Annotated in this window: 20 protein-coding genes and 2 pseudogenes; 14 read left to right on the top strand and 8 right to left on the bottom strand. The window is 64.9% G+C overall.

What is annotated here, in order from left to right; all coding sequences use genetic code 11:
• On the top strand, nt 1–183 hold a 183-nt coding region (locus BLQ03_RS18680), incomplete at its 5' end, for a hypothetical protein (RefSeq protein ID WP_217629766.1).
• A gap of 235 nt (nt 184–418) precedes the next feature.
• Here the strand turns inward: BLQ03_RS18680 and BLQ03_RS14010 are convergent.
• The 3 genes from BLQ03_RS14010 to BLQ03_RS14020 form a co-directional block, all read right to left on the bottom strand.
• Nucleotides 419–1,570 (bottom strand): AMP-binding protein, encoded by a 1,152-nt coding sequence (locus tag BLQ03_RS14010; RefSeq protein WP_090756957.1) that lies wholly within the window; start codon nt 1,568–1,570, stop codon nt 419–421.
• Nucleotides 1,571–1,762: 192 nt separating this feature from the next.
• Nucleotides 1,763–3,415, bottom strand: coding sequence for a mechanosensitive ion channel family protein (locus BLQ03_RS14015; RefSeq protein ID WP_175558884.1), 1,653 nt, complete (start codon nt 3,413–3,415; stop codon nt 1,763–1,765).
• 188 nt (nt 3,416–3,603) lie between these two features.
• The gene (locus tag BLQ03_RS14020; RefSeq protein WP_090756959.1) at nt 3,604–3,756 is read right to left on the bottom strand and encodes a DUF4113 domain-containing protein; all 153 of its coding nucleotides are present in this window, start codon (nt 3,754–3,756) and stop codon (nt 3,604–3,606) included.
• A gap of 216 nt (nt 3,757–3,972) precedes the next feature.
• Here BLQ03_RS14020 and BLQ03_RS19205 point away from each other — a divergent pair, with 216 nt between their 5' ends.
• From BLQ03_RS19205 to BLQ03_RS14075, 11 genes and pseudogenes are all read left to right on the top strand, one after another.
• Nucleotides 3,973–4,425 carry a YrrC family ATP-dependent DNA helicase gene (locus BLQ03_RS19205; protein WP_425415738.1) on the top strand — a complete coding sequence of 151 codons (453 nt, stop codon included), beginning with the start codon at nt 3,973–3,975 and terminating at the stop codon, nt 4,423–4,425.
• A 561-nt stretch (nt 4,426–4,986) separates the two neighbouring features.
• Nucleotides 4,987–6,282, top strand: a complete 1,296-nt coding sequence (ugpB, locus tag BLQ03_RS14025) for a sn-glycerol-3-phosphate ABC transporter substrate-binding protein UgpB (protein WP_090756960.1) — start codon at nt 4,987–4,989, stop codon at nt 6,280–6,282.
• A 67-nt stretch (nt 6,283–6,349) separates the two neighbouring features.
• On the top strand, nt 6,350–7,231 hold the full coding sequence (gene ugpA / locus BLQ03_RS14030) for a sn-glycerol-3-phosphate ABC transporter permease UgpA (protein WP_090756961.1): 882 nt from the start codon (nt 6,350–6,352) through the stop codon (nt 7,229–7,231).
• On the top strand, nt 7,224–8,084 hold the full coding sequence (ugpE, locus tag BLQ03_RS14035; RefSeq protein WP_090756962.1) for a sn-glycerol-3-phosphate ABC transporter permease UgpE: 861 nt from the start codon (nt 7,224–7,226) through the stop codon (nt 8,082–8,084). The genes ugpA and ugpE overlap by 8 nt, the downstream gene beginning before the upstream one ends.
• Nucleotides 8,085–9,143: a sn-glycerol-3-phosphate ABC transporter ATP-binding protein UgpC gene (gene ugpC, locus BLQ03_RS14040; RefSeq protein WP_090756963.1), complete on the top strand. Its 1,059-nt coding sequence runs from the start codon at nt 8,085–8,087 to the stop codon at nt 9,141–9,143. It abuts the gene before it with no gap.
• Nucleotides 9,144–9,291: 148 nt separating this feature from the next.
• Entirely contained in the window at nt 9,292–10,956 is a 1,665-nt protein-coding gene (locus tag BLQ03_RS14045) for a Na/Pi cotransporter family protein (RefSeq protein ID WP_175558885.1), read from the top strand.
• A gap of 304 nt (nt 10,957–11,260) precedes the next feature.
• Nucleotides 11,261–12,457, top strand: a complete 1,197-nt coding sequence (locus BLQ03_RS14050) for an efflux RND transporter periplasmic adaptor subunit (protein ID WP_090756965.1) — start codon at nt 11,261–11,263, stop codon at nt 12,455–12,457.
• A 2-nt stretch (nt 12,458–12,459) separates the two neighbouring features.
• Nucleotides 12,460–14,400: a MacB family efflux pump subunit gene (locus BLQ03_RS14055; RefSeq protein WP_090756966.1), complete on the top strand. Its 1,941-nt coding sequence runs from the start codon at nt 12,460–12,462 to the stop codon at nt 14,398–14,400.
• 152 nt (nt 14,401–14,552) lie between these two features.
• Nucleotides 14,553–15,947: pseudogene (locus BLQ03_RS18910) on the top strand (alkaline phosphatase).
• Between the two features lie 328 nt (nt 15,948–16,275).
• Nucleotides 16,276–16,506, top strand: coding sequence for a hypothetical protein (locus tag BLQ03_RS14070; protein WP_090756969.1), 231 nt, complete (start codon nt 16,276–16,278; stop codon nt 16,504–16,506).
• Between the two features lie 1,395 nt (nt 16,507–17,901).
• Complete coding sequence (locus tag BLQ03_RS14075; protein ID WP_090756970.1) at nt 17,902–18,906, top strand: zinc-dependent alcohol dehydrogenase family protein; 1,005 nt, start codon at nt 17,902–17,904, stop codon at nt 18,904–18,906.
• Nucleotides 18,907–18,992: 86 nt separating this feature from the next.
• Here the strand turns inward: BLQ03_RS14075 and chrA are convergent, their stop codons facing one another.
• From chrA to dmeF, 3 genes and pseudogenes are all read right to left on the bottom strand, one after another.
• Nucleotides 18,993–20,387: a chromate efflux transporter gene (chrA, locus tag BLQ03_RS14080; protein ID WP_090757006.1), complete on the bottom strand. Its 1,395-nt coding sequence runs from the start codon at nt 20,385–20,387 to the stop codon at nt 18,993–18,995.
• A gap of 29 nt (nt 20,388–20,416) precedes the next feature.
• Entirely contained in the window at nt 20,417–21,238 is an 822-nt protein-coding gene (locus BLQ03_RS14085; RefSeq protein ID WP_090756971.1) for a chromate resistance protein ChrB domain-containing protein, read from the bottom strand.
• 242 nt (nt 21,239–21,480) lie between these two features.
• Nucleotides 21,481–22,316 (bottom strand): annotated as a pseudogene (gene dmeF / locus BLQ03_RS14090) (CDF family Co(II)/Ni(II) efflux transporter DmeF).
• Here dmeF and BLQ03_RS19210 point away from each other — a divergent pair.
• Nucleotides 22,255–22,398 (top strand): hypothetical protein, encoded by a 144-nt coding sequence (locus tag BLQ03_RS19210; RefSeq protein ID WP_425415740.1) that lies wholly within the window; start codon nt 22,255–22,257, stop codon nt 22,396–22,398. The pseudogene dmeF and the gene BLQ03_RS19210 sit on opposite strands and share 62 nt — an antisense overlap.
• 53 nt (nt 22,399–22,451) lie before the next feature.
• Here the strand turns inward: BLQ03_RS19210 and BLQ03_RS14095 are convergent, their stop codons facing one another.
• Complete coding sequence (locus BLQ03_RS14095) at nt 22,452–22,727, bottom strand: metal/formaldehyde-sensitive transcriptional repressor (RefSeq protein WP_090756972.1); 276 nt, start codon at nt 22,725–22,727, stop codon at nt 22,452–22,454.
• Between the two features lie 413 nt (nt 22,728–23,140).
• Nucleotides 23,141–23,332 (bottom strand): hypothetical protein, encoded by a 192-nt coding sequence (locus tag BLQ03_RS14105; RefSeq protein WP_090756974.1) that lies wholly within the window; start codon nt 23,330–23,332, stop codon nt 23,141–23,143.
• A gap of 171 nt (nt 23,333–23,503) precedes the next feature.
• Between BLQ03_RS14105 and BLQ03_RS14110 the strand changes: the two genes are divergently transcribed.
• Nucleotides 23,504–24,490, top strand: a complete 987-nt coding sequence (locus tag BLQ03_RS14110) for a DmpA family aminopeptidase (protein ID WP_090756975.1) — start codon at nt 23,504–23,506, stop codon at nt 24,488–24,490.
• The last annotated feature ends 28 nt before the right edge of the window (nt 24,491–24,518 follow it).

Consider the following 24,518-nt stretch of genomic DNA (forward strand, 5'->3'; position numbering starts at 1 on the left):
CCATCGCTCACCGCGCTCGGGGGAAGGGTCACATGGGTCAAATCTCAGTGGAAATCAGGCGCCAACCCGGGTCAGTTCCAAGTGGAAATCAACACGCAGGAAGTTGCCTTGGACAAGGCCGCGCGTCCGAACCGGCCAAGCCCCAGTCCCACCAGCACTACCATGGCCGCCGCGCCGCCATAGATTGGCCAGCCGATTTGATGCTGTGTGACCACTGCCAAAATCGCCAGTGCCCGAAGGATGATGTCGCTGCCGAGCTAGGTCACTTGGCTGTGCGACATCTCAAGCGCGGAAAGCTGGGCCAGGCTCATCTGTTCCCAGCCAGCTGGCACATGGCCTAGCGTGCGCTGAAGCTCCAGGCTAGGCTCTACATGGCGCAGCGAGTCGCCGCCAAGGTTAGCGAAGCTGTCGTCTGGGCCTACCCGCAGAGGGCAAAGCAGTCGCGGAATGCCCGCACAAGATCGGGGCCGCGGTCCTGAAGGCGCGCCCGCAGCGCGGCATGGTCGATCTTGCCCGAGGCCAGCCGCGGCAGTTCGACAAGCCGCAGAGCCGTTACATGACGAAGGGTGAGTCCAGAGATCGAGGCCGCAAGTGCAGCGACCTCGTCGTCCGGCCGGGGACACGTGAAGGCTACGAGAAACCGCCGATCGTCGCCCACCATCGCCGCCGTAATCCCCCGCGTGGCCAGCGCCGCCTCGACCGCATCATGGCCGATGCGGTGTCCGCCGATCTTGGACATCCGCCGAAGGCGTCCTGCGATGCGGTAGATTCCCTCGCGGTCGCGCCGGGCCAGGTCGCCGGTGGCAAGCTCGGTCACCTCAGCCGGGCGGGACAGGTCCTCGCGGCCTTCCGCATACCCCATCATGACTTTGGGTCCTTCGTAGATCAGCTCGCCTTTGGCCTTGGGCTGGTCGAGGGGGTGCCCGTCCGGGCCCCTGAGTGACATCCGGCCGCCAAAAATAGCTCGGCCGATCGCGTCAGCATGCGTGTCGGCAAGATGGGGTGGCAGATAGGCGATCCGGGCCGTGGCTTCGGTCTGGCCGTACATGACGAAGAACCGGCCATCCCGCTCTTTCATGTGGCGAGCGTAAAGGCGCACCATGTGGGGCGAAAGCCGCCCGCCCGCTACCGTCGTCAGCCGCAGGTCCGGCAGGGACGCCTCGCGGAAGCCGATGCCTTCCAGAAGATCATAGGTATGCGGCACACCGGCAAGGCTGGTACAGCGCGCCTCGGCAAGCCCTTCGAGAAAGCCAAGCGTGCGCACCGAGCAGGGATGCAGCCAGGCGCTCGCCCCGACAGCGAGATGAGAGGTGAGCACGGACAGTCCATAGGAGTAGTAAAGCGGCAGAGCCAGTGCAGCCCGGTCGTCCTGAGCGAGTTCCAGATACTCGGCGATGGCTGCTGCGTTGGCTTCCAGCGCCTGGCCCGAGAGCCGCACGCCCTTGCCCTGTCCGGTACTGCCCGAGGTCTGCAGCAGGAGTGCGAGGTCGGGATGGGGGCGGACCCCTAGGGCGGCCCGAAGGCAGCAATGCTGGCTTGCGGCTTGCCCGCCTTCTGGAAGGGGCCGCATCGGCAGGTTGGCGCTCGTACGAACCCCATGCAGCGCCACAGCTACTACAAATGCAATGCCTTCCAGCGCCTCCTAGTACAGCGCGTTCCAATTGGGTAAGCCGCCAAGCCGATTACTTCACATCGAGGCTCAAGCGACCTGCAACGAAACTAGCGCCGGCGATCTTCTGGGGTGGTCCTCAGCCGTAACGGGTCAGCTGCGGCGCGGATCGCCACGAAGCAGGACATGCCGCTGCCGCGGCAGATAAGCTCCGTCCTCCAGGTCTCTCAGGAAGGCGATGACCTTTTCACGGATCTCATTGTGCAGGTACCACGAGGTGAAGGACGTCGAGCCCGAAATCCAGATCCAGAGAACCGCCGTCTCTGCGTCCGCCTCCACCAGTTCCACCAGCGGCGCGCTGGTCGAACGCGGGTCACCCTCGACGATTTCCTCGACCTTCCGGCGGACCTGGTCAACCTCGATCCGATAGTCGACCGGGATCTTCACAATGCGGCGGACTTCCTCCCCTTCCTTTGACCAGTTCTCGAAGGGCTTCGACAAAAAATCCGAATGCGGAACGATCAGGCGGGTATCGAGCCAGGTCCGCAGGACGGTATGGGCGAAGGCAATGTCCTCGACGGTCGCCCAGTGGCCGTCATAGACAACGACATCGCCTACCCGAAGGGGATCGGTGAGCGCGATCTGCAGGCCCGCCACCATGTTGCCTAGGAGCGGCCGCGCGGCAATGGTGACAAGCACCCCCAGCGCACCGGCCGATGCCAGAACCGACAGGCCGAAGCTGTCGAACACCCCGACCCGGTGGATGATGTAGCCGAGCCAGAGCAGGGCGACAAAGACCAGCGCCATCCGCCGCATCACGTAGACCGTGGTCTTGATGCGGCGGTTCCCGGGATCGTCGATCTCCAGCGGAACGACATAGCGCCGGCTCAAGCCCAGCGACACGGCTGCCACGACCTGAACAAAGAGCCAGCCCCCCGCCGCCAATCCCACGGCCTCCGAAGCGATCGCCAGGTTCGAGGCAATCGGCCCTGTCAGCAGGACCAGATCGGTCGCGCCGAAGCGGATGGCGATCGCGGCCACGAGGATCGACAGGGTAAGACCGATCTTTCGTCCCGACCGGAGCCAGGAAAGGCGCTTCGCCAAGGCGCGCAAGCCGTAATAGACCGTTACGCCGGAAAGGATACCCGCCACCAGCAGAAGGGCTGCCGCCAGCAGTTCCCAGGACGAGTCCTTTCCTAGGTTGTCCAGGCGCTCTTCCAGCGGGATCCACCGTCCCAGCAGGCCCGGCCGGATCTCGGCAAAGATCTCGGGCGTGCGCTCGACGGTGAGTGGCGAGAACAGCCACACGGGCTCATCCTCGCCTGCCTGGAATCGCTGAAGGCTGATCGGCACGGGCCGTCCGTCCAGCCTGACCTCGCCCAGTTCGATTGACCGGCGGCTGTAGGGACTGCCCGATTGAGCCAGGTCCGGCAGGACGCGCGCGTCCGGCTGGTCCGGCAGCTCCGACCAGTCGATCAGATTATGGCGGCGCAGGACAAAGGCGAGCATCAGGGCAAGCCGGGGTGCCTGTTCTGCCTGCTCCTCAAGCGGTATCGCCGAGAGATTCAGGACATGCGCGGCACGCGCGAAATCGTCGTCCTCGATCGCCTCGAGATAGCTGTCGATCGTGGAGCGAGGGGTATCGAGGCGCAGCTGTCTCTCCACCGGCGGAAGTCCCGCGTTGATCTGGTCGACCTGGTACGCGAACGGAGCGGCCTCACTGTCGTCGTCCTGAGCGCAGGCAGCCGTGCAGACGGCCAGGCAGAATGCGAAGGAGATCAGACACGCTCGGACGAGCAGCGCCATTCCCGTGATCATGTCCGTGCTTTCTCTCAAAGCCGCCCCATTACGGAACGGATGCCATCAAGGAACGCATTACGCAGCACAGATTGTCAGCCGACAACTGCCGCACGCCTAGGTCAAGGCCTTTGCTGCCAGCCGTGGCACCCGCATCGTCTCTCCGAATCAACTGAGCAGGCCTGCGGTCCCTGCTGCTAGACCTGCAAGGACCGCAGATCGCTGATCCGGGTGGTGTAGCGGGGCGAACGGTGATCGGCGCGCAGGCGCCACTCACCCCCAAAGCCTTCGCGGCCCAGCACAATCGTCTTCTTGCCGAAGCGGTCGTTTAGTGCATCAAGCGCATCCATCAGTCTGGCATCCCGAGGACGATCGGGCAGGGACAGGAGTTCCGGCCTGTCCCATCCGCCTACAAGATCATAGAGAATGACGCCCGCCTTGTTGTAGGCGCATCTATTGCCCGAGGGATCGCCCTTTCAGGTCCGGCGGGCTGCGCTGACAGCTGCGTCCACCAGATCGAAGCTGTTGTTTGACATGGGCAACAGTCGTACGCTGCGCGCGGCGGAATGCCGCGCCCGCTCCGGCTTGTGCGGGTTGAGCACCGCAACCTAGTGGCGGTAGTGAGCCATGCCACAGCGATTTCGAGGGGCGAATGTATCAGCGCCGCGGGGCAGTGGATCAACGATCGCACGCACGGCCTACGATTCAGGGCGCAGTTCCTCAAGACATCCGCGCCTACAGCTGCCGAGGGCATCGAGAAATATCCCGGCCCGAGGCATAATCTGCAGCATCGGCCCTGTCACAGACAAGCGCTTCGTGCGCCACTTCGGAACGGAGGTCGACATCATCGAGACCAGCCTCAAGCAATTGCGGGACGTAGAGGGCATCAGTTCTGTCCGCGCCACTGGATCGCGAGGATAGTTCACGCTCGCTCCGACAGCCCTGGTACCAGCGGACGCGTTATCAGTCCAAGCGTGTTCCGGATCAGCGCCCATGAGACAGACCGGGTCATTTCATGAGAGGAGGATGGCTGGTTCATTGTAGCCGCCAAGGAGCGAAGATGAAGCCGACATCCCGGCCAACCAAGAAGGCCCCCGCCAAGGCCGTACTGAAGGACATCCGGTGAGCGAGCCAGGCATTCGAAGAAACTCGCGCGTGGCTGTGGTTCATCAGCCCTAGATACAGAGGCTTGGCAAGATGCCCCATGATTGGCTTGTGGATGAACAAGGGCTGCTTCTGTCGTGAGGCCAGGGAGAGCGGTTCCGGTGGAGAAGGCTGGATGTCAGGCCCGTGCCCCTCGCCGTACTTCCATACAACCTGTTGAAGCAGATGATCTCGGGTAAGACCCAGAAAAGAAGATCGCGTCGGCTTCTGCAGGAAAGGTGAGGCGGCAGCTTCTCATCTGGCAGGCGGGTCTTGCCCGGCGGTGCCAGGCCTTCCTGCGGCAAGAATTGACTCTGGCTGCAGCGCTCGGGTTAAGGTGGCTCCGAATGCCGGGACAAACTCGGTCGCAGGGAAGGTCGGCGCGATAGTCGCGGTGGCTTCCCGGGCGGGCACACCACGAGGGGAGAGAGTACTTCATGAAGCTGACAAGCCTTTGGCTTAGCGGATTTGCCGTCATGCCGTTCGCCGCGCATGCGCAGGTCGAGATTTCATGGTGGCACGCCATGACCGGCGCGAACGCCGAGGTGGTCGAGAAGATCGCCGGCGACTTCAACGCAAGCCAGTCCGACTATGTCGTCAAGCCGGTCTTCAAGGGCACCTATCCCGAAACGCTGAATGCCGGCATCGCCGCGTTCCGTGCCGGCCAGGCGCCCGACATCATGCAGGTCTTCGATGTCGGAACGGGCGTCATGATGGGTGCGGGGGGCGCCATCGTGCCCGTGGGCAAGGTCCTGACCGACGGCGGCTTCACCTTTGACAAGAGCCAGTACCTGCCGGGGATCGTGGGCTATTACTCGACCCCCGAGGGCGAGATGCTGTCCTTCCCCTACAACTCGTCCTCGCCGATCTTGTATTACAACAAGGACATCTTCGAGAAGGCCGGGCTGGACGTGGACGCGCCGCCCCAGACCTGGGCCGAGGTCTGGGCCGCGGCCCGCAAGATCAAGGAAAGCGGGGCCGCGACCTGCGGCTATACCTCGACCTGGCTGACCTGGATCCATACCGAGAACTTCGCCGCCTGGAACAACGTGTCCTGGGCCACGAACGAGAACGGCCTTGCCGGCACCCCGGAGCTGAAGATCGACGGGCCGCTGTTCGTCAAGCATTTCCAGGAAATCGCCGACCTGGCCAAGGAGGGGGTGTTCGTCTACGGCGGCCGGACCTCGGAAGCCAAGCAGAACTTCACCTCTGGCGAATGTGGCATCCTGACCGAAAGTTCGGGCGGCCTGGGCGACGTGGTCAAGTCCGGGATCAACTACGGCATCGGCAAGCTGCCCTATGACGAGACGGCCGAAGGCGCGCCCCAGAACACCACGCCGGGCGGCGCCTCGCTTTGGGTCATGGCCGGCAAGTCGGACGAGGTCTACAAGGGCGTCGCGACGTTCTTCAACTATCTCTCGCAGACCGAGGTGCAGCAGTTCCTGCACGAACAGTCGGGCTACCTGCCGGTGACGATGGCGGCGTATGAGGCGACCAAGGCCTCGGGCTTCTATGAACAGAACCCCGGCCGCGAAACGCCGCTGCTGCAGATGTCGGGCAAGGCGCCGACCGAGAACTCGAAAGGGGTGCGCGCGCCCAACCTGCCGCAGCTGCGCGACATCCAGAACGAGGAATACGAGAAGATGCTGGCTGGCCAGCAGACTGCCGAGGAGGCGCTGAAGAACGCGGTGACGCGCGGTAACGCCGCGATCCGGGAGGCGGTGGGCGGCTGACGCCACCCCCTGAGATGCGGATGGGCCATGCGCCCATCCGCAACCCTTCCCCGTCAAGAGACCCCGGATGCGAAGAACCGTCTTTCCCCACAAGTTCCTGCCGTGGCTGCTGCTTGCGCCACAGCTGCTGGTCACCCTGATCTTCTTCTATTGGCCGGCAGGCCAGGCGTTCCGCCAGTCGATGCTCAAGGAGGACCCGTTCGGACTGAGTTCCACCTTCGTGGGGCTGGCGAACTTCCGCCGCGTGCTGAGCGATCCGGGCTATCTGAACGCCTTGCAGGTGACGGTGGTGTTTTCGCTGCTGGTCGCCTTCATTCCCATGGCCATCGCCCTGTTCCTTGCGGTGCAGGCCGAAAAGATCACCCGCGGCAAGGGGCTGTATCGCACGCTGATGATCTGGCCCTATGCGGTGGCCACGGCCATCGCGGGGATGCTGTGGCTGTTCATGTTCAACCCGAGCTTCGGCACCCTGGCCTGGCCGCTGAAGCAGTTGGGCATCAACTGGAACCCGCTGCTGAACCCGAACCATGCGATGATCCTGGTCGTCGCCGCGGCGACATGGAAGCAGATCAGCTACAACTTCCTGTTCTTTGTCGCGGGGTTGCAGGCGATTCCGCATTCGCTGCTGGAAGCCGCGGCCATCGACGGCGCAAGCCGCCGTCACGCCTTCTGGACCATCGTGTTCCCGCTGCTGGCGCCGACCACGTTCTTCCTGCTGGTGGTCAACACGGTCTATGCGCTGTTCGACACCTTCGGCATCATCCATGCGGTGACGGGGGGCGGTCCGGGCAAGGCGACCGAGACGCTGGTCTACAAGGTCTATAACGACGGCTTCGTGAACCTGAACATGGGCGACTCTGCCGCACAGTCGGTGATCCTGATGCTGATCGTGATCGCGCTGACCGCCGTCCAGTTCCGCTATATCGAACGGCGGGTGCATTATGGCTGAAAGCCCTTTCGCCTCGCGCGGGGCGTCGCGGATCTGGGCGCATTTCTGGATGGTCCTCGGGGTCATCCTGGTGGTTTTCCCGGTCTATTACGTCTTCATCGCCTCGACCCACTCGACGCAGACGATCCTGCGCCCGCCGCTGCCACTTCTGCCGGGGCCCGAGGGCCTAGCGAACTACGGCGACGCGCTTTCGGGCGGAATCGGGCAGATCGGCGGGGTCAGCCTGTGGCGGCTGCTCGGCAACACGACGCTGATCGCGGTCGGCATCGCGGTGGGCAAGATCGTGATCAGCATGGCCTCGGCCTATGCGATCGTGTTCTTCCGCTTTCCGCTGCGCATGGTCTGCTTCTGGCTGATCTTCATCACGCTGATGCTGCCGGTCGAGGTGCGCATTCAGCCGACCTACAAGGTCATGGTGGATCTCGGGCTGATCGACACCTACCCGGGACTGATCCTGCCGCTGATCGCCTCGGCCACGGCGACTCTGCTGTTCCGGCAGTTCTTCATGACCATCCCCGACGAGCTGCTGGAGGCGGCGCGGGTGGACGGGGCAGGGCCCTGGCGCTTTTTCCGCGACATCCTGTGGCCGCTGTCGCTGACCAACGTGGCGGCGATCTTCGTGATCCAGTTCATCTACGGCTGGACGCAGTATCTGTGGCCACTGCTGGTCACCAACTCGAACGAAATGAACACCATCGTCATCGCGCTGAAGAAGATGATCTCCTTCGCCGATGCCGAGACCCCCTGGAACCTTGTCATGGTCACCTCGGTCCTTGCGATCCTGCCGCCGATCCTGGTCGTCGTGCTGATGCAGCGCTGGTTCGTGAAGGGCCTTGTCGAGACGGAGAAGTGAATGGCCCGCATCCTGCTGAACGACCTGCGCAAGACCTATGACGGGCAGGAGGTCATCCACGGCATCACGATGGACATCGCCGACGGCGAGTTCGTGGTGATCGTCGGCCCGTCCGGTTGCGGCAAGTCCACGCTTCTGCGGATGGTGGCAGGGCTCGAGGGCATCTCCTCGGGCACGATCGAGATCGGCGGCAAGGTCGTCAACGCCCTGGAGCCGCGCGACCGCAACATCGCCATGGTGTTCCAGAACTATGCGCTCTACCCGCACATGAGCGTACGCGAGAACATGATCTACGGCCTGAAGATCGCCAAGATGCCCAGGGCCGAGATCGAGGAGCGCCTGATGCGCGCCGCGAAGATGCTTGAGCTCGAACCCTATCTGGACCGCAAGCCGCGCGCGCTTTCGGGCGGCCAGCGCCAGCGGGTCGCCATGGGGCGGGCATTGGTGCGCGATCCGGCGGCCTTCCTGCTGGACGAGCCGCTGTCGAACCTCGACGCCAAGCTGCGGCTGCAGATGCGGCTTCAGATCAAGGAAATGCACCTGCGGACCGGGCAGACGACGCTTTACGTGACCCACGACCAGGTCGAGGCGATGACGCTGGCCGACCGCCTGATCGTGATGAACGCGGGCATTGCCGACCAGATCGGGACGCCGCTGGAGGTTTATGAGCGTCCCGCCACCGAATTCGTCGCGGGCTTCATCGGATCGCCCGCCATGAACATTCTCACCGTGACCGTCAGCGAGGGTGCGGCCATCCTTCCGGGCAACCGGCGCCTGCCCCTGCCGGGCCTGCCTGGCGCGGGAGAGTTCCGGTTGGGCATGCGGCCCGAGGACCTGCGCGTTGCCGAGTCGACCGAAGGCGCGATTCCGGTCGAACTGCGCTCGGTCGAGCGGCTGGGGGCGGATGCTTTCGGCTATGGCCTGATCGAGGGCACGGACGTTCCGATGACGGTCAGGCTGCCCGGCAACTCTGCGGCCAAGCGGGGCGACCGTCTGGGCGTCCTGCCGGAAGACGGCCGCCTGCACCTGTTTTCGGTTGCAACCGGAAAGCGGGTGTGACCGGGGCCCATGCTCTGGAAAGGCGCGGGCCGTCTTCCCCGGCGCGGCTGATTGACAGCGACGGGCTTTGAGCGCCCCCTGACCGGACCAACGCGGCGCATCGGCAACTCCTCGCGAGCGGCCGATGTCCGCCAGACGGGAGATCGGCATGGCCCCGGGCACATCCATGATCGTCGAGCTGCTGGGCGGCGTCGCCCTGCTGCTCTGGGGTGTCCGCATGGTCAGGACCGCCGTCATGCGTGGCTGGGGCGAGCGGCTCGGCAGCTTCATCGAGCAGCGGCTGTCCAGTCGCATGACAGCCTTCGGCGGAGGCGTGGCGGTCACTGCGCTTCTGGGCAGTTCCACGGCGATGGCGCTGATCGTGGCGGGGCTGGCCGGAAACGGGGCCATCGGCGGCCCCACGGGTCTGGCGGTGCTTCTGGGCGCGGATGTCGGCTCGGCCCTTGTTTCGGGGATCTTCGCCTCGGGGTCGTCTGCGGCGGCCGGTCTGGCGCCGCTGTTTCTTTTCGCGGGCTATGTCACCTTCGGCGCCTCGACCGAATTCAGGCCCCGCAACATCGGTCGCCTGCTGATGGGCCTGGGCTTCATGCTGCTGGCCCTGAAGGGCATCGTCGGCGCCACCGCGCCCCTGCGCGAGGCCGCATTGTTCCACGAGGTGCTGGGCTCGGTCACCGGAGAGCCGGTGCTGGGCTTTCTTCTGGGGGCCGGACTCGCCTGGGCCTGTCACTCGACACTCGCGGTCGTGCTGCTCGTCGCCTCCCTGCTTCTGAACGGCAGCCTCGAGATCGCGGGCGCGCTGCCGGTCGTCTTGGGTGTCAACTTCGGCGGCGGCCTTCCGGCAGTGGCCGCCACGCTGGATCAGCCGGCAGTGGCGCGGCGCCTGCCGCTTTCGAACCTCGCCTGCCGCGGCACGCTGGCGCTTGTCCTGCTGGGCCTGACGCCCTTGCTGGTCCGTGCGGCCGATCAGTTGCCGCTGGCCCCCGTCCATGTGGCGGCGGTCCTGCATGTGGCCTTCAACATCTTCTGCGCGGTGGTCTTCCTGCCTTTGTCGGGACGGGTGGGCGCGCTGGTCTCGCAGGTCCTGCCGGACCCGCCGCACCGTGTCGATCAACTGTCAGTGCCCCGATACCTCGATACGGCGGCGCTTTCGTCTCCGCCCGCCGCCCTGTCGAATGCGGCGGTGGAGACGGTGCGGATGAGCGAGCTGCTGGAGCGGATGTTCGCCACGGCCTTCGACGCGCTGGACACGCACCGCCTTGAAGGGCTCAAGGAGATCGAGGCCACGGACGACCGCATCGGGCATTACCTGAGATCGGTCCATGGCTATCTGGCGCAGCTGTCCCGCGCCAGGCTCAGTCCCGACGAGGGGCGCAGGTCGCTGGAGATCATGCTGTTTGCCAGCCATCTCGAACATGCGGGCGATGTCATCAAGCACAGCCTGGCGGACCGGATCAGGGCCAAGGTCCGGCTGGATGTCGAGTTCACGCCGGCCCCGCGCGAGGCGATCGCGCAGCTTCACGCCGTGACAGCCGAATCCCTGCGGCTGATCCCGGCCGCCGTGGCCTCGAATGACGTGGGCGCGGCCGCTCGCCTGGCGCGGCAGAAGGACCTGTTCCGCCGGATCGAGGACAAGATCGTCAGCGACCACCTCGGAAATACGGCCGAAGCCTTGGGGACCTCGCTGCGGAAAAGCGCGCTGTTCATCGACATCGTGCGCGACCTGCACCGCATCAATTCGCACATTGCCTCGGCAAGCTATCCCTCGATCCAGGCGGCCGGCCTGCTTTACGACAGCCGGATCAGAAAGCTGTAGCCGGGCGCCGCCTTTCTTGCGGCACCTGCAGCGGGTGAGATGGATGCCGCCGGCCGGCCGCGCGGCTTCGGCCCGGAACTGACCTGCGCGTTTCGTTGTCCTCCCTCGGGCTTGAAAGCCCGGGTCGCAGGGGGCAGGCCAGTTTTCCCGAAGAACAGGGGACGGACGTAACCCGAAAGCAGGCCCCCAGCCCCATTGCCGCGCATCGCGAAATCTTGCGCGAGTACGGAACGCCCGTTTCCTTTGGGTTTGGGCAGGTCGGGCTAGAAGGCCGCCGGAATGGCGCAAGCAAGGCAGGAACATCATGGCGCGCAGACGCTGGCTCGGCATCATTGTCATTCTCGGAGTTGTCCTCGGCTCTTGGGCCTGGTGGACCTCGCGCTCGAGTGCCGCGGTCGCCGAGGCGCCTGCAACCGCTGCGGTCACGCGGCAGGACGTGCGGCAGACGGTGCTGGCCTCGGGCGTGATCGAGGCGTCGCGGCTGGTGTCCGTGGGGGCGCTGGTCAGCGGACAGGTGCGCTCGCTTCCCGTCGAACTTGGGCAGCGGCTGAAGGCGGGCGACCTCGTGGCCCAGATCGACCCCGAGGACCAGCAGAACGACCTGCTGCGGGCCGAGGCGGCGCTGTCGCAGATCGAGGCGCAGATCGCCGCGCAGGAGGCCTCGAACGTCGAGGCGCGGCTGGCGCTCGACCGCAAGCGCGAACTGGCGAAACGCGGGCTGCTGACGACCCAGGACCTGGAGGCTGCCGAGGCGCAACTGGCCGTGGCCGAGGCCAATGTGAAGGCCAGCGAGGCGTCCCGCGCGCAGGCCGGGATCGCCGTCGAGGCTGCGCGCGTGGCCCTGGAACGCACCCGCATTGTCGCCCCCGTGGATGGCACGGTGGTCGCCATCGTCGTGCGCGAGGGGCAGTCGATCAACGCCAACCAGTCCAGCCCCACGTTGATCAAGATCGCCGATCTCGACACCATGGTCATCAAGGCGGAAGTCTCCGAGGCCGACATCATCCATGTCCGCCCCGGCCAGAAGGCCAGCTTCGCCTTGGCGGGCGACCCCGGCCGCACCTACCAGGCGACGCTTCGGGCGCTGGAACCCGCTCCCGCCGTCATTGCCGACGCCGACGAGATCGACACCAGCACCGCCATCTACTATCGCGCCGCGCTGGACGTGCCGAATCCCGACGGCACCCTGCGGATCGGCATGACCGCCGAGGTCACGCTGGTGCTGGCCGAGGCCGAGGACGTTCTGGCCGTTCCCGGCAGTGCTGTCCGCAGCACCCCCGAGGGGCGCGCCACGGTGCAGGTCCATTATCCCGCGACGGGCGAGACGCAGCGCCGCGAGGTCGAGACCGGCATCGCCTCGGCCACCCTGACCGAAGTCCGCGCAGGGCTGAAGGAGGGCGAGCTTGTCGTCACCGGCCGCGCCCGTCCCGCAGGCGGCGGAGAGCCCGCGCAGGCTGGCCGTTCCGGTGGGCGCATGGGCGGCGCGCCGAGGCTTTTCTGACCATGAACCCCCTGATCCAGCTCAAGGGCATCCGCCGCGACTTTCCGTCGGGCGACGAGACCCTGACCGTCCTGCACGGGATCGACCTGACCATCGAGGCGGGGGAGATGGTGGCGATCATCGGCACCTCGGGTTCAGGCAAGTCCACGCTGATGAACATCCTCGGCTGTCTCGACCGCCCCAGCGCCGGAACCTATCTTTACAGCGGGCAGGATGTCGGTGCGCTGTCCGAGGAAGGTCGCGCCCGGCTGCGGCGGCGGCATTTCGGCTTCATCTTCCAGCGCTACCAGCTTCTGCCCGACCTCGACGCGCTGGCGAATGTCGAGGTCCCCGCGATCTATGCCGGCCACCCTGCAGCCCAGCGCCGCAGCCGCGCCGCGATGCTGCTGGAACGCCTTGGCCTCGGCCAGCGCATGGACCACCCGCCCCGCGCGCTGTCAGGGGGCCAGCAGCAGCGGGTGTCCGTTGCCCGCGCGCTGATGAACGGGGGCGAGGTGATCCTGGCCGACGAGCCGACCGGCGCGCTGGACAGCCGCTCGGGCGCCGAACTGCTGGAATTGCTGCAGGAGCTGAATGCCGAAGGGCACACGGTCGTCATCGTCACCCATGACCGCGAGGTCGCCGCCCGCGCTGGCCGGGTAATCGAGATGCGCGACGGCCGCATCATCTCGGACAGCTGCAACCGTGCGACCGTGTCGGCCCCGCAGCGCACTCCCGCAACGGGAGAGGGAGCCGGGTTCGCGGCGCGCGTGGGCCGGCTGGCCGAAGCCTTCACCATGGCGGTCCGGGCGCTCAACGCGCATCGGCTGCGCAGCTTCCTGACCATGCTGGGGATCATCATCGGCATCGCCTCGGTGGTGTCGGTCGTGGCCCTGGGGACCGGCAGCAAGGAAAGGGTGCTGGAAAACATCTCTTCGCTCGGCACCAACACGATCACGGTCCGGCCGGGGTCCGGCTTCGGCGACCGCCGCGCGCGGGCCATCGACACGCTGGTCGCCGCCGACGCCGATGCCCTGTCGGCCGAGCCCTGGGCCGCCTCGGCATCGCCCGAGATCCAGACCAGCGCCAATGTCACCTGGCGCGGCACCTCGGCCAGTGTTTCGGTGCGCGGCGTCGGGGTCGAGTATTTCGACGTCGGCGGGTTCACCGTGCAGGAGGGGCAGGCCTTCGGCCGCGAGGCGCTGGCCCGCCGCAGGCAGGTCGCGGTGCTGGATACGGAAGCTGCGTCCGCCTTCTTCCCTGACCCCGCCTTGGCCATCGGACAGGTGCTGATGGTAGGCCGCGTGCCCCTGGAGGTGATCGGCGTCGCCACCCTGACCTCGGCCGGACCCGGCCCCACGACCCCGCGGATCTTCGTGCCCTACACCACAGTCGCGATGCGGATCACCGGGCAGACGGTGGTCGATTCCATCTCGGTCCGCGTTCGCGACGAGGCCGACATGGCCGAGGCCGAGGCGGGCATCGAGGCGCTGCTGACCGAGCGGCACGGGAAGAAGGACTTCTTCCTGATGAACTCGGACACGATCCGCTCCTCCATCACCTCGACCACGCAGACGCTGACAATGCTGATCTCGTCCATCGCGGTCATCAGCCTGATCGTCGGCGGCATCGGGGTCATGAACATCATGCTGGTGTCGGTGACCGAGCGGACGCGCGAGATCGGCGTCCGCATGGCTGTCGGCGCCCGCCGCTCGGACATCGTGGCGCAGTTCCTGACCGAGGCGGTGCTGGTCTGCCTGCTGGGCGGGTTGCTTGGCGTCGCGCTGGCGCTTGGGGGCGGTGTCCTGCTGGGGCAGCTTCAGGCCGACCTGCGGCTGGTCTATTCGGCACCCACGATCATGCTGGCCTTTCTGTCCTCGACCCTGATCGGCATCGTCTTCGGCTTCCTGCCCGCGCGCTCCGCGGCCCACCTGGACCCGGTGGACGCGCTCAGCCGGGAATGACCGCAGCGCCGTGAGGGCTGGTCGTTCCGATCGCGGTTTCGGCGCGGACTGGTCCAAGTGTATCCGGCAGGGTGAGGTGACGCCCCCATCATGCCCGATTTTCTGGTATCCTGTGCTCCTCGACTTCTATGAAAGCCTGTGGAGGCATGGTCATGGTGAACGAGAACCTCGATCCTGGAAGTGCCGCACCTGCTGGGACCGGCCCCGTAGCCCAGGAGATTGCGACAAACGTCATCTTCATTGTGCCAGACGGCTTCGGGGATGTGGCCGCAGAGGCATACGAACTCTACAAGGGCAGCGATCCTGTCTGGAAAAGCGGCTTCCAGGCGCATGTCCGGACCGCCTCGGCCAGCAGTGCCGTCACCGACTCGGCTGCGGCGGCCACCGCCTATGCGACCGGAGTGAAGACCAGCAACGGGTCAGTCGCCGTGGACACCGAGGGCAATGCGCTCGTCTCGATCCTGAGCCTTGCCCATGACGCCAGGAAATCGACGGGCATCGTGACCACGGATGTCGTGACCGGCGCCACGCCCGCCGCCTTCGCGGCCTCGGAAGATGATCGCGACGATACCGCCGAGATCGCCCAGGATTACATCGACCGGGATGAACTGACGGTCATTCTCGGCGGCGGCCGCGAGGATTTCCGGGCGGACCCCGACAGGGACGGAATGTCGACGCTGCGCGAGGCCGAGGCGGCGGGGTTCGATTACGTCACCACGGCCGATCAGCTTGATGCGTCCGAAAGCGAGCGCGTTTTGGGGCTTTTCAACTTCTGACCCCTCGGACTGCCGGTCGGCAACCGCTCGAGCGAACCCACCCTGGCCGAGATGACCGACGCCGCGCTGGATCGGCTGGATGCCGACGAGGACGGCTTCTTCCTTGTCATAGAGGCGGCCGGCACGGACACCTGGGGACATGCCAACGACGCGGCCTCGGTCATGCGCGCGGCGGCGGAATACGAGAATGCCATGCAGGTGGCGCTTGACTACGCTGCAAGCAACCCGGGCACGCTTGTGGTCACGGTCGCCGATCACGAGACGGGCGGCATGCGCCTCGATCCGGACGGCGATCGAACGCCCGCGGCGTTCCGGCCGTATGAGGCGCCCTATGTGGAGATGTTCTATGAGGCGATGGAAGCCGTCGCCGACCTCGGCTTCAGCCTCAGCCCTCGATCCGTCATCAGGGCGGTCCGGGACACGATCTTCGATCTGACCGGGGGATTGGTCCGGCTGGAACGGGACGAGATCCTTTCGATCCTGGACGCCTCGAGCGTCGAGGAGGCGGTCCTGGAACTCGGCTCGCTTCTGAATGCCAGGGGAGGGGTCGAGTACACGACGACCGGTCACACCGGCGCCGATGTCTCGCTGCATGCCTTCGGCCCGGGAGCCGACCTTCTGGAGGGCAGCGTTGACAATACGGAGGTCGGCCAATGGCTTGCCGCCGCGATGGGCCTGTCCTTTCCGGAGGAACAAGTTGCAGACGGTGCGCTTCTCGCCAACGGGATGATCCCGGCAATGGGCGACTCCTGGGCCGACAGCCTGATGTAGGTCCAAGCCTGGTTCCAATGGGGCAGGGGCGCGGCGCTCCGAGGGAGGAGGGGACAACGTCGCCGCGACAGGGCGCTTCAGGCTGGCAATGCCGTCGGTCTGTCGGACGCGCTCTGCTCTCGGCTCACCTCAAGCGCCATGTTCAGCGGCGTCTCGCCGGTCCGGCGCACATGCCTGCCCCCCCCGCGCCCGGATCACCTCCGCTCGCCGCCGATCACCAGCCTGCGCCGTCGATTGATCAGTTCCAACGCGGCCGCAATTTCGCCCCATGACTCGGGTTGGTGCAGCGAGAGCATTCTCTGGACGACAAGCAGAGGCCGAGAAAGACATGGAAGAGGTGGCAGCGGACACCCGGCGACTGCTTGTCACCGGCGGGGCAGCGGTGATCCGCTGGGCCCTTCTTAGGAGCGCACCACGCAACTTGTGGCTGAAGCGCATGTTGAAACGCCAACTGCCGATAGTCGCGGCCTTCGCGCTGGCCAACAAGATGGCGCGCTGCATCTTGGCAATGCTGACGGGCGGCGAGCATTATCATGATCCAGCGGTCGTTCACGCCTGATTGGCGCCATTTTGGGCTGGATCGCAGAGTTGCGAGAAAGGCATGAATCGCAAAGACAATTGGTCGACATCGACGCCGCGCTTTTCATGAGCCCGCGGCTGCATGGGGGTACTCCGAACTCGTTCGGTTTGGTAGCGGCGGTTCTGCTAGTAAGTAACCGACGCCGAGGAATCCTGTTTGCTGCGCAATATCTATGATTTTCCATAGAATGCACGGACCGACGAATGATCGGCCAGCCACGTGACTTGTAATCTGCCTCAGCAGAAAGGTAGAACTCGTCGTCCAGCCCTTCTGAGCTTTCAACCAAATCCTTCTTAATGACGTTTGTGCCCGCAACTGCAGTATCAAGCGAGAGATATTTTTCACAGACAGCAGAACTGCTCGTACGATCAACAGACCATTTAAGTGCTCCGCGTGGCATCGCCTTCCGCAATTTCTTCCGGCGCATGTCAGGGCCTGCAGTCGTTTCCGCCTTGGCTGATGCTGACAATAGTATCCGCATCGTCCGTGAGCAGGCTGGCTTCTCCATTTCCTCCAAGCAGGAAGTCCTCCATTCCGAGCCGTCCAATCATGATTGCCACGGCCCGTTCCCCGCTGATTCGAGGCAAGCAGCCGTGTACGATGAGAACTGACGTGGCTGCTTGGATCATGCCTGGTGCCTGCAATCAGAAGAAAGAATTCTGATGCCTAAGTCGGAAAGAGATGGTCACGGCGTCTTTGGTTCACCTACAGCATCTCCTGCATCAGGTTCATTCTTCGGAGCCTTAGGATTTCTCTGGCGATGATCCTGAAATGCTAGGATATAATGAATCTACAGCACCATTGGACTGCCATGATCACGTTAGAAGCTGCTTGCTTGAGCCGGCCTGAAGATCCCTGTGAGACGTATGATGCCGAAACTCCACAACGACGGACCGATCGTCGAGGATGCCCACCTCTCCTATCGACGAAGTGCGAAACTACCATTTGTTTGGCTAGTCAATTCTACGAAGTTCGACCTGAGAAGGGCATTGTTGCACGGTTGAAGACCGGTGCCCTGGATGCAGTTTCAATCTCGTCGACCTGTGCCGCTGAGCACGCAAGGGGCGAACACTCTAATCAGTTAGGCTGACGACTCCTTTGATGACATGATAATCCCCAAGCCTCTTGCTGCACGATCGACTATTTTGACGCGGGGCATGTGTCTGCCGTTTGGCAGAAGCACCCATCGAACCTTGCTCCCCCATCCGCGACTTGCGATCATGGTCTGACAGCCATCGACGGGAGTTCCAGTTTGCGCGATTCAATCCGGGTTGCGCACCGACGTTGGCAGGCAGGCCAAGGCAGATCGTTACCAAGGTGAGTGACACTCCCGAGGCTGGTGCTGTCTTTCAATGCAACACGAAAGGTCCCGCGATGAGACAGGTCACGATCAAGAGCCCTGGCGGTCTGGAGAATCTGGTAGTGGGCGACACCGCCGAGCCTCCGAAGCCCGGCGCCGGGGAGGTCCGGGTCCGCCTCAGGGCAAGCTCCCTGAACTTTCATGACTATCTTGTCGCCTGCGGGACGATTCCTGCGGACGATGGCCGCATCCCGATGAGTGATGGTGCTGGAACGGTCGAGGCCGTCGGCGAAGGTGTGACCGAGTTCGCGCCGGGCGACGATGTGGTTTCATGCTTTTTTCCCACTTGGCAGGATGGCGAGAAGCGTCCCTCGGATTTCAGGCGAGTGCCAGGGGATGGCATTGACGGCTATGCGCGCGAACAAGTGACCCTTCCCGCCACCTGGTTCACCGGCGCCCCGAACGGCTGGAGCCATGAGGAAGCCGCCACGATCACGACGGCGGGAGTTACCGCGTGGCGCGCGCTGATCGTTGAGGGCAAGCTGAAGGCCGGGGACGTCGTGGCCACTCTCGGGACCGGCGGCGTCTCGATCTATGCCTTGCAGATCGCCAAGGCCATGGGCGCGCAGGTGATCGCCACATCCTCCTCGGATGAAAAGCTGGACAGGCTTCGTGCCTTGGGCGCGGATCACGTCATCAACTACCGGACGACACCCGAATGGGGAAAGGAGATGCGCCGCCTGACCGGTGGCGGCGTCGATCACGTCATCGAAGTGGGCGGGCCGGGAACGCTGGCGCAATCGGTTACGGCTGGCCGGCCAGGTGCGCTTATCTCCTTGATCGGGGTCCTGACCGGCACCAGTGGCGATGTGCCGACAGCGCAACTGATGGCGAGGCAGCAGCGGCTGCAAGGTCTGCTTGTCGGATCGCGCAGGCATCAGCAGGATTTCGTGGCCGCGTTGAATGCAACCGGCCTTCGTCCGGTGATTGACCGGAGCTTCGACCTTGCCCAACTGGCAGACGCCTTTCGTCACCAGGAGACCAACTCTCATTTCGGGAAGATCTGCGTGACGATCTAGCAGGCCGCACCGGCGCTCTGGAGCGACGCGAAGAGTCTACACTCGCCGATCACGAACCGGTAGAGGATGCATCTGCAGTGGGACGCCTAAGCCAGCACTCCCGCAGCGTAGAGAACGATGCCAAGCGCTGCCGCCCCGGCCAGCACCGTGGTCATCCCGAGCTTCAGCCGGAACACGGCGACCAAGGCAAGCGCTGACAGCGTGGCGGCGATCCAGTCGATGGAGCCAAGGACGGGTAACTCCAGGGAGAGAGGCCCTGCCTCGATACGCTGCACCTCGCGCCAGATCACATGGATCGCGAACCAGATCGCGAGGTTCAGGATCACGCCCACCACCGAGGCGGTAACGGCCGTCAGGGCTGCGGACAAATCCCGATTGGCGCGAAGCCGCTCCATGTAGGGGGCGCCGAGAAAGATGAAGGCGAAACAGGGGGCAAAGGTGACCCAGGTGGTGAGCAGGCCACCCAATGTGCCCGCCAGGAGTGCGCTGTCCCATCCCGCTTCCCGGAAGGCGCCAATGAACCCCACGAACTGCAGCACCATGATCAGGGGGCCGGGCGTTGTCTCGGCCATCCCAAGGCCGTCCAGCATCTCGCCGGGGCGGAGCCAGCCATAGGTCCCGACAGCCTCCTGGGCCACGTAGGCAAGGACGGCGTAGGCGCCGCCGAAAGTCACAACTGCCATTTTCGAGAAGAAGACGGCGATCTCGGCAAAGACGTTGCCACCGCCCAAGGCAAGCACCAGGAGCGCGACGGGTGCCAGCCAGAGCGCTATCGCCGCCACACCCGCCTTGAGCGCGCTCCGCCGTGCCGCGGCCGGCATCTCAGCCATCTCCTCGCCCAGGAGTGTCTCGGCATCGTCGACATGGGCGCCACCCACGGAGCCGTGGCCGCCCCCCGGGGCGAAGGCGCGCAGTCCGGTTCGGGCGCCCAGGAAGCCGACCAGGGCAGCGGTGAGCACGATCAAGGGGAATGGCGCATCGAAAGCGAAGATCGCCAGGAAAGACAGCACCGCGAGCACGCGCATGGCATCGTTCTTCAGCGCCCGACGACCGATGCGGACCACGGCCTGCAGCACAATGGCAAGGATGGCGGCCTTGAGGCCAAAGAACAGTGCCTCCACCAGACCCACGTCACCATAAAGGGCATAAAGCCAGCTCAAGGCCATGATCGCCACCACGCCGGGCAGCACGAACAGGGCGCCCGCGATCAGGCCACCGCGCGTTCCGTGCATCAGCCAGCCGATATAGGTGGCAAGCTGCTGCGCCTCGGGTCCCGGGAGAAGCATGCAGAAGTTCAGCGCATGCAGGAACCGCCCGTCGCCAATCCAGCGTTTCTCTTCGACCAGGATGCGGTGCATGACAGCGATCTGCCCGGCCGGGCCGCCAAAGGACAACAGCGCAATGCGTGCCCAGGTCCGGGTGGCCTCGGTCAGCGAGGGAAACTCGGGCTGCGGGGCTGGAGCAGCGGAGTCGCTGGACAGCCTTGCTTCAGAGGACGTTCCCACATCGCTCACAGCGCAACTCCCGCCTTGGCATTGGGCCAGTTGTGGGTCTCGGCCGCGGCGTCCCGCGCCCAACGACAGAAGGCATCGTAGAGGCCCATCCCGGCCTCCGATTGCTCCAGGTCGTCGGCATGCATGCGCGACAGGCCCAACGAGGCGGCGAGCAGTCCGGCTGCCTCGGGCGCCAGATCAAGGCGGGCGGTGTCGGCGCCTCGCACGATAGTGGCCAGCCGGTCCAGGGCTGGAAGGGAGAGGCCGAACTCCATCAGCATCATATCGAAGCTGCACAGTTCGCCCCGATGGCTGAAAAACGCGCCCTCGATGTCGAAGGGCGCAGCGTTGTGTCGCTCCGTCACGCCCTCGACCTCGGAAGGGGCAACGAACAGCATCACCGCACGCGGATCGACAAGGCGGCGGATCAGCCAGGGATAGGCAACACGGTCGATCCTGAGGTGGGCGCGGGTGACCCAGACCGTGCGTCCCTGCGCATTCCAGGCCGGCAAAGTCCCGGGATTGATCAAGGGTAGCTCGGCCTCCTGCCACGCCTGGAAACCGCCCTCCAGATACTCGGCAGATCGTCCCCCTGCGCGCAGCCAGGCCGCAGCCCCTTGGCTGCGGCGATGGCCGGCTTGGCAAAGCACAACAGCCGGCCCGCCCGGAAGCGAGGGCACATCGGCAAGCGCCCGGTCGTCGGCACGGATTGCGCTTGGCAGCAGCCGGGGATCGGCGGCAAGGTCCTCATCCGATCGGACGTCCAGAATGACCGATGCGCGGACTGTGCCGATCAGCCGCGCCAGCTTGTCGGGCGGTAGCGCAATGGGTGCCGGCATGGGCGTTCCTCCCCTGGAAGGCCGATCATGATCGATCCGGAACGCGAACTTCAGCTGGCGCCTCGTGGGGCGGTCGCAGGCCCCATGGGGACGAGTTAAAATCGCGAGGCTGTAGACGTCAAGCTATCACACGTCAGCCGAACATTCGTCGCGGCTGAGGAAGACAGCCGTGCAGCATGGACCGCAAGCCTTTGGGCGGCGGTGGGCGGGCCTCATGAGCCCCTTCCATCGCTCTTCCTCACTCAGGCGGCGCGCTCGACTTTGATCGTCAGATGCGAGAGGTCGTGGATATGCGAGAGCTTGGCGCGGTAGGCAGCGGGCTCCAGCGGCTCCCTGGACCGGATCGCGACGATCGCGACGTGGTGACCCGGCCCAAGCTGCCAGACATGCAGATCGGTCACCCGATCCGAGCCAGTTTCCAAGGCGGAGCGGATTTCATCAGGCAAATCCTCATCCTCTGACATGTAGTCGAGCAGGATCCGGCCCGTATCGCGGCTCAGCCCCCAAAACCAGCGGGCGATCACTGCCGCCCCTACAATACCCATCATCGGATCCAGCCAGTTCCAACCATACAGGCTGCCAAGCGTCAGGGCCGCAATCGCCAGCATGGAAGTCAGAGCATCGGCTAGGACGTGCAGGTTGGCGGCGCGCAAGTTGTTGTCGGTTGCATGCTCATGATGATGACCGTGACTGTTGGAATGATGGTCATGTCCATGGCTGTGACTATGCTCATAGCTATGAGCATGGTGGTGATGCGCGTGATCCTCGCGCAGCAGCCAGGCGCAGATCAGATTGACGATCAGGCCGATCACGGCCACGAAAATCGCTTGGCGGAAGCTGGTGGCAACCGGACTGTAGAACCGCATCAGGCTTTCCCAGCCGATCAGCAGCGCGATCAGCGCCAGGACCACCGCACTCGCGAAGCTCGCCAGGTCCCCCACCTTGCCCGTGCCGAAGCTGAACCGTTCGTTGCGGGCGTTGCGACGGGCATAGCGTAGGCGAGTGCAGCAATCAGCATGGCCCCCGCATGGGTCGACATGTGCCAGCCGTCCGCAACCAGCGCCATCGAGCCGAAGATGCTTCCGGCGGTGATCTCGACCACCATCATCGTGGCGGTGATGGCTATGACCAGCCAGGTCCGGCGTTCGTTACGCTCGTGATTGTCGCCGAGATAGACATGCTCGTGCGGGCTGGTCAGCCGCGATGCGGATGTTCATTTGAGATAAGTCCTGATGATGTCCATCAACTCGCCTGCGGCCTGTCCGTGCGCGGCGTCCTCGTCCCGGGCCGGATTGGAAACGTGCTCGCGGATGTGGTCCTCGATCAGCTCCGCGGTCAGGCCGCCGACCGCGCCGCGGATGGAGGCGACCAGGTTCAGGACCTCGCCACAGGGTGCGTCAGCCTCTAGGGACCGCTCGACAGCCTCAATCTGCCCTTTCAGGCGGCGGACACGAGCGAGGAGCTTGGCTTTATGCTTCCTCCATTCCAAGGTGATCCGGGCTCAACATGGGCCGTTCTGGCACCGAAGGCGGTGATCCAGCTGCGCACTGCAGTGGGCACGGACTCAGGGCTGTTGCCGGACCGCATGGGTCCGGGCACGCCACGTGAGGCATGAACCAATCCGACAGCACATCGATGGCATCCGTCTATCAAGAATTGCGATCGATCCGGATCGTCAGGCATTCCCGGGTGAGGTCGTCGATCAGGTTGAGCATGCGAAACTTCCTGCCGTCACGGGCTTGGGCCTCGACGAGCTCACAACAGTAGACGTAATTCAGCCGCTTTGGCTGCAGACAGATGCACGACCCGTCGTTGAGCCAGAGCCTCGCTTTCTTGGGGTGCCTTTGCAGCACCTTCAGCTTCGTCGGGGAGGCGCCCCACCGGGGCCTTTCCTGATCCTCCTCACTCCCGCCGACACATCCGCCGGACGTGATCGATGCCACGACGTCGGCGGGCAGGGCTCAATAGTTTCTCGAGGCAGCTTCCCTCAAGATCCTTCTCCGCGTCGGCCACCGAATGGCCCTGCGACATCAGCACGTCCACTTGCTTGAGCTTGACAACGATCTCCTCGGGCTTGTGCTTCTTCTGGCGCATCCTTCCGTCCTCCATCCGGCTCGACAGCCGGCTTCAGGGAGGACCACTTTTCAAGGGCGGCAGAATACCCCAAAGGTAGCGCCAGGACCGTCATGCACTAAGACCGAAAACGTACCACCTTGGGGGGCAGACAAGATCAGAATACGCGAGTTCGGGATCATTCCGGGGATAATGCCGACGGGTCGGGGCAACGCCATCACCGATGTGCCGGGGCTGCGCGTCGGCCACGTGACGATCTCGGTAGGTGCCGTGAATACGGGTGTCACGGCCATCCTCCCGCAGCCCGGGAACCTTTTCCAGGCCAAGCTGACCGCCGCCGTGGACGTGATCAATGGCTTCGGCAAAAGCGCGGGCCTGGTGCAGGTGGCCGAACTGGGCAGCCTCGAGACGCCCATCCTGCTGACCAACACCTTCGGCGTCGGCACCTGCTGCAACGCGCTTATCCGGCATGCCGTCGGCCAGAACCCCGGGATCGGGCGCACGACCTCGACGGTTAACCCGGTCGTCTGCGAATGCAACGACGGCGTGCTTTCCGACATCCAGGCGATGGCGGTGACAGAAGCCGACGCACTGCGCGCCATCGAACTTGCGGGCGAGGAAGTGGCCGAAGGTTCGGTCGGGGCGGGCACCGGCATGACCGCCTTCGGCTTCAAGGGCGGGATCGGCACGGCCTCGCGCAGGATCGTTCTGCAGGATCGCGAGCATGTCTTGGGCGCACTGGTCCTGGCGAACTTCGGCAAGGCCGGGGACCTGATCCTGCCCGACGGGCGCAGGCCCGATCCGAGAGTGGCGCCGGACGCGGAGAAGGGCTTGATCATCGTGGTCCTGGCGACCGACCTTCCCGTGGACCAGAGGCAGCTGGCGCGCATCTGCCGGCGGGCCGGGGCCGGGATTGCGCGGACGGGGGCGTTCTATGGCCACGGCAGTGGCGACATCGTCCTCGGCTTCACCACCCGCAACCGCATCGCGCATCAGCCATCCAGCGAGGTCTCGTTCCTCGAGCGCATGTCCGACGACCGCATCGACGACGCCTTCCGAGCGGCCTGCGAGACGACCGAGGAGGCCATCCTGAACGCGATGTGTGCTGCGACGGCGGTTACTGGACGCGATGGAGCAGCGCGTCCCCTGCTGTCCGACTGGCTTCGGAAACACGGGTAAGGAAGACCCTGCGCGTCACGGGTAGAGG

This window comes from Paracoccus chinensis (genome assembly GCF_900102885.1).
GTDB lineage: Bacteria > Pseudomonadota > Alphaproteobacteria > Rhodobacterales > Rhodobacteraceae > Paracoccus > Paracoccus chinensis.

What these genes read in the sequence shown, in the direction of transcription:
- BLQ03_RS14010 (WP_090756957.1), bottom strand. Translation starts at nt 1,570, where the DNA reads ATGCGGCCCCTTCCAGAAGGCGGGCAAGCCGCAAGCCAGCATTGCTGC.
- BLQ03_RS14015 (WP_175558884.1), bottom strand. Translation starts at nt 3,415, where the DNA reads ATGGCGCTGCTCGTCCGAGCGTGTCTGATCTCCTTCGCATTCTGCCTG.
- BLQ03_RS14020 (WP_090756959.1), bottom strand. Translation starts at nt 3,756, where the DNA reads ATGGATGCGCTTGATGCACTAAACGACCGCTTCGGCAAGAAGACGATT.
- BLQ03_RS19205 (WP_425415738.1), top strand. Translation starts at nt 3,973, where the DNA reads ATGCCGCGCCCGCTCCGGCTTGTGCGGGTTGAGCACCGCAACCTAGTG.
- ugpB (WP_090756960.1), top strand. Translation starts at nt 4,987, where the DNA reads ATGAAGCTGACAAGCCTTTGGCTTAGCGGATTTGCCGTCATGCCGTTC.
- ugpA (WP_090756961.1), top strand. Translation starts at nt 6,350, where the DNA reads ATGCGAAGAACCGTCTTTCCCCACAAGTTCCTGCCGTGGCTGCTGCTT.
- ugpE (WP_090756962.1), top strand. Translation starts at nt 7,224, where the DNA reads ATGGCTGAAAGCCCTTTCGCCTCGCGCGGGGCGTCGCGGATCTGGGCG.
- ugpC (WP_090756963.1), top strand. Translation starts at nt 8,085, where the DNA reads ATGGCCCGCATCCTGCTGAACGACCTGCGCAAGACCTATGACGGGCAG.
- BLQ03_RS14045 (WP_175558885.1), top strand. Translation starts at nt 9,292, where the DNA reads ATGGCCCCGGGCACATCCATGATCGTCGAGCTGCTGGGCGGCGTCGCC.
- BLQ03_RS14050 (WP_090756965.1), top strand. Translation starts at nt 11,261, where the DNA reads ATGGCGCGCAGACGCTGGCTCGGCATCATTGTCATTCTCGGAGTTGTC.
- BLQ03_RS14055 (WP_090756966.1), top strand. Translation starts at nt 12,460, where the DNA reads ATGAACCCCCTGATCCAGCTCAAGGGCATCCGCCGCGACTTTCCGTCG.
- BLQ03_RS14070 (WP_090756969.1), top strand. Translation starts at nt 16,276, where the DNA reads ATGGAAGAGGTGGCAGCGGACACCCGGCGACTGCTTGTCACCGGCGGG.
- BLQ03_RS14075 (WP_090756970.1), top strand. Translation starts at nt 17,902, where the DNA reads ATGAGACAGGTCACGATCAAGAGCCCTGGCGGTCTGGAGAATCTGGTA.
- BLQ03_RS14085 (WP_090756971.1), bottom strand. Translation starts at nt 21,238, where the DNA reads ATGCCGGCACCCATTGCGCTACCGCCCGACAAGCTGGCGCGGCTGATC.
- BLQ03_RS19210 (WP_425415740.1), top strand. Translation starts at nt 22,255, where the DNA reads ATGGCCCCCGCATGGGTCGACATGTGCCAGCCGTCCGCAACCAGCGCC.
- BLQ03_RS14105 (WP_090756974.1), bottom strand. Translation starts at nt 23,332, where the DNA reads ATGCGCCAGAAGAAGCACAAGCCCGAGGAGATCGTTGTCAAGCTCAAG.
- BLQ03_RS14110 (WP_090756975.1), top strand. Translation starts at nt 23,504, where the DNA reads ATGCCGACGGGTCGGGGCAACGCCATCACCGATGTGCCGGGGCTGCGC.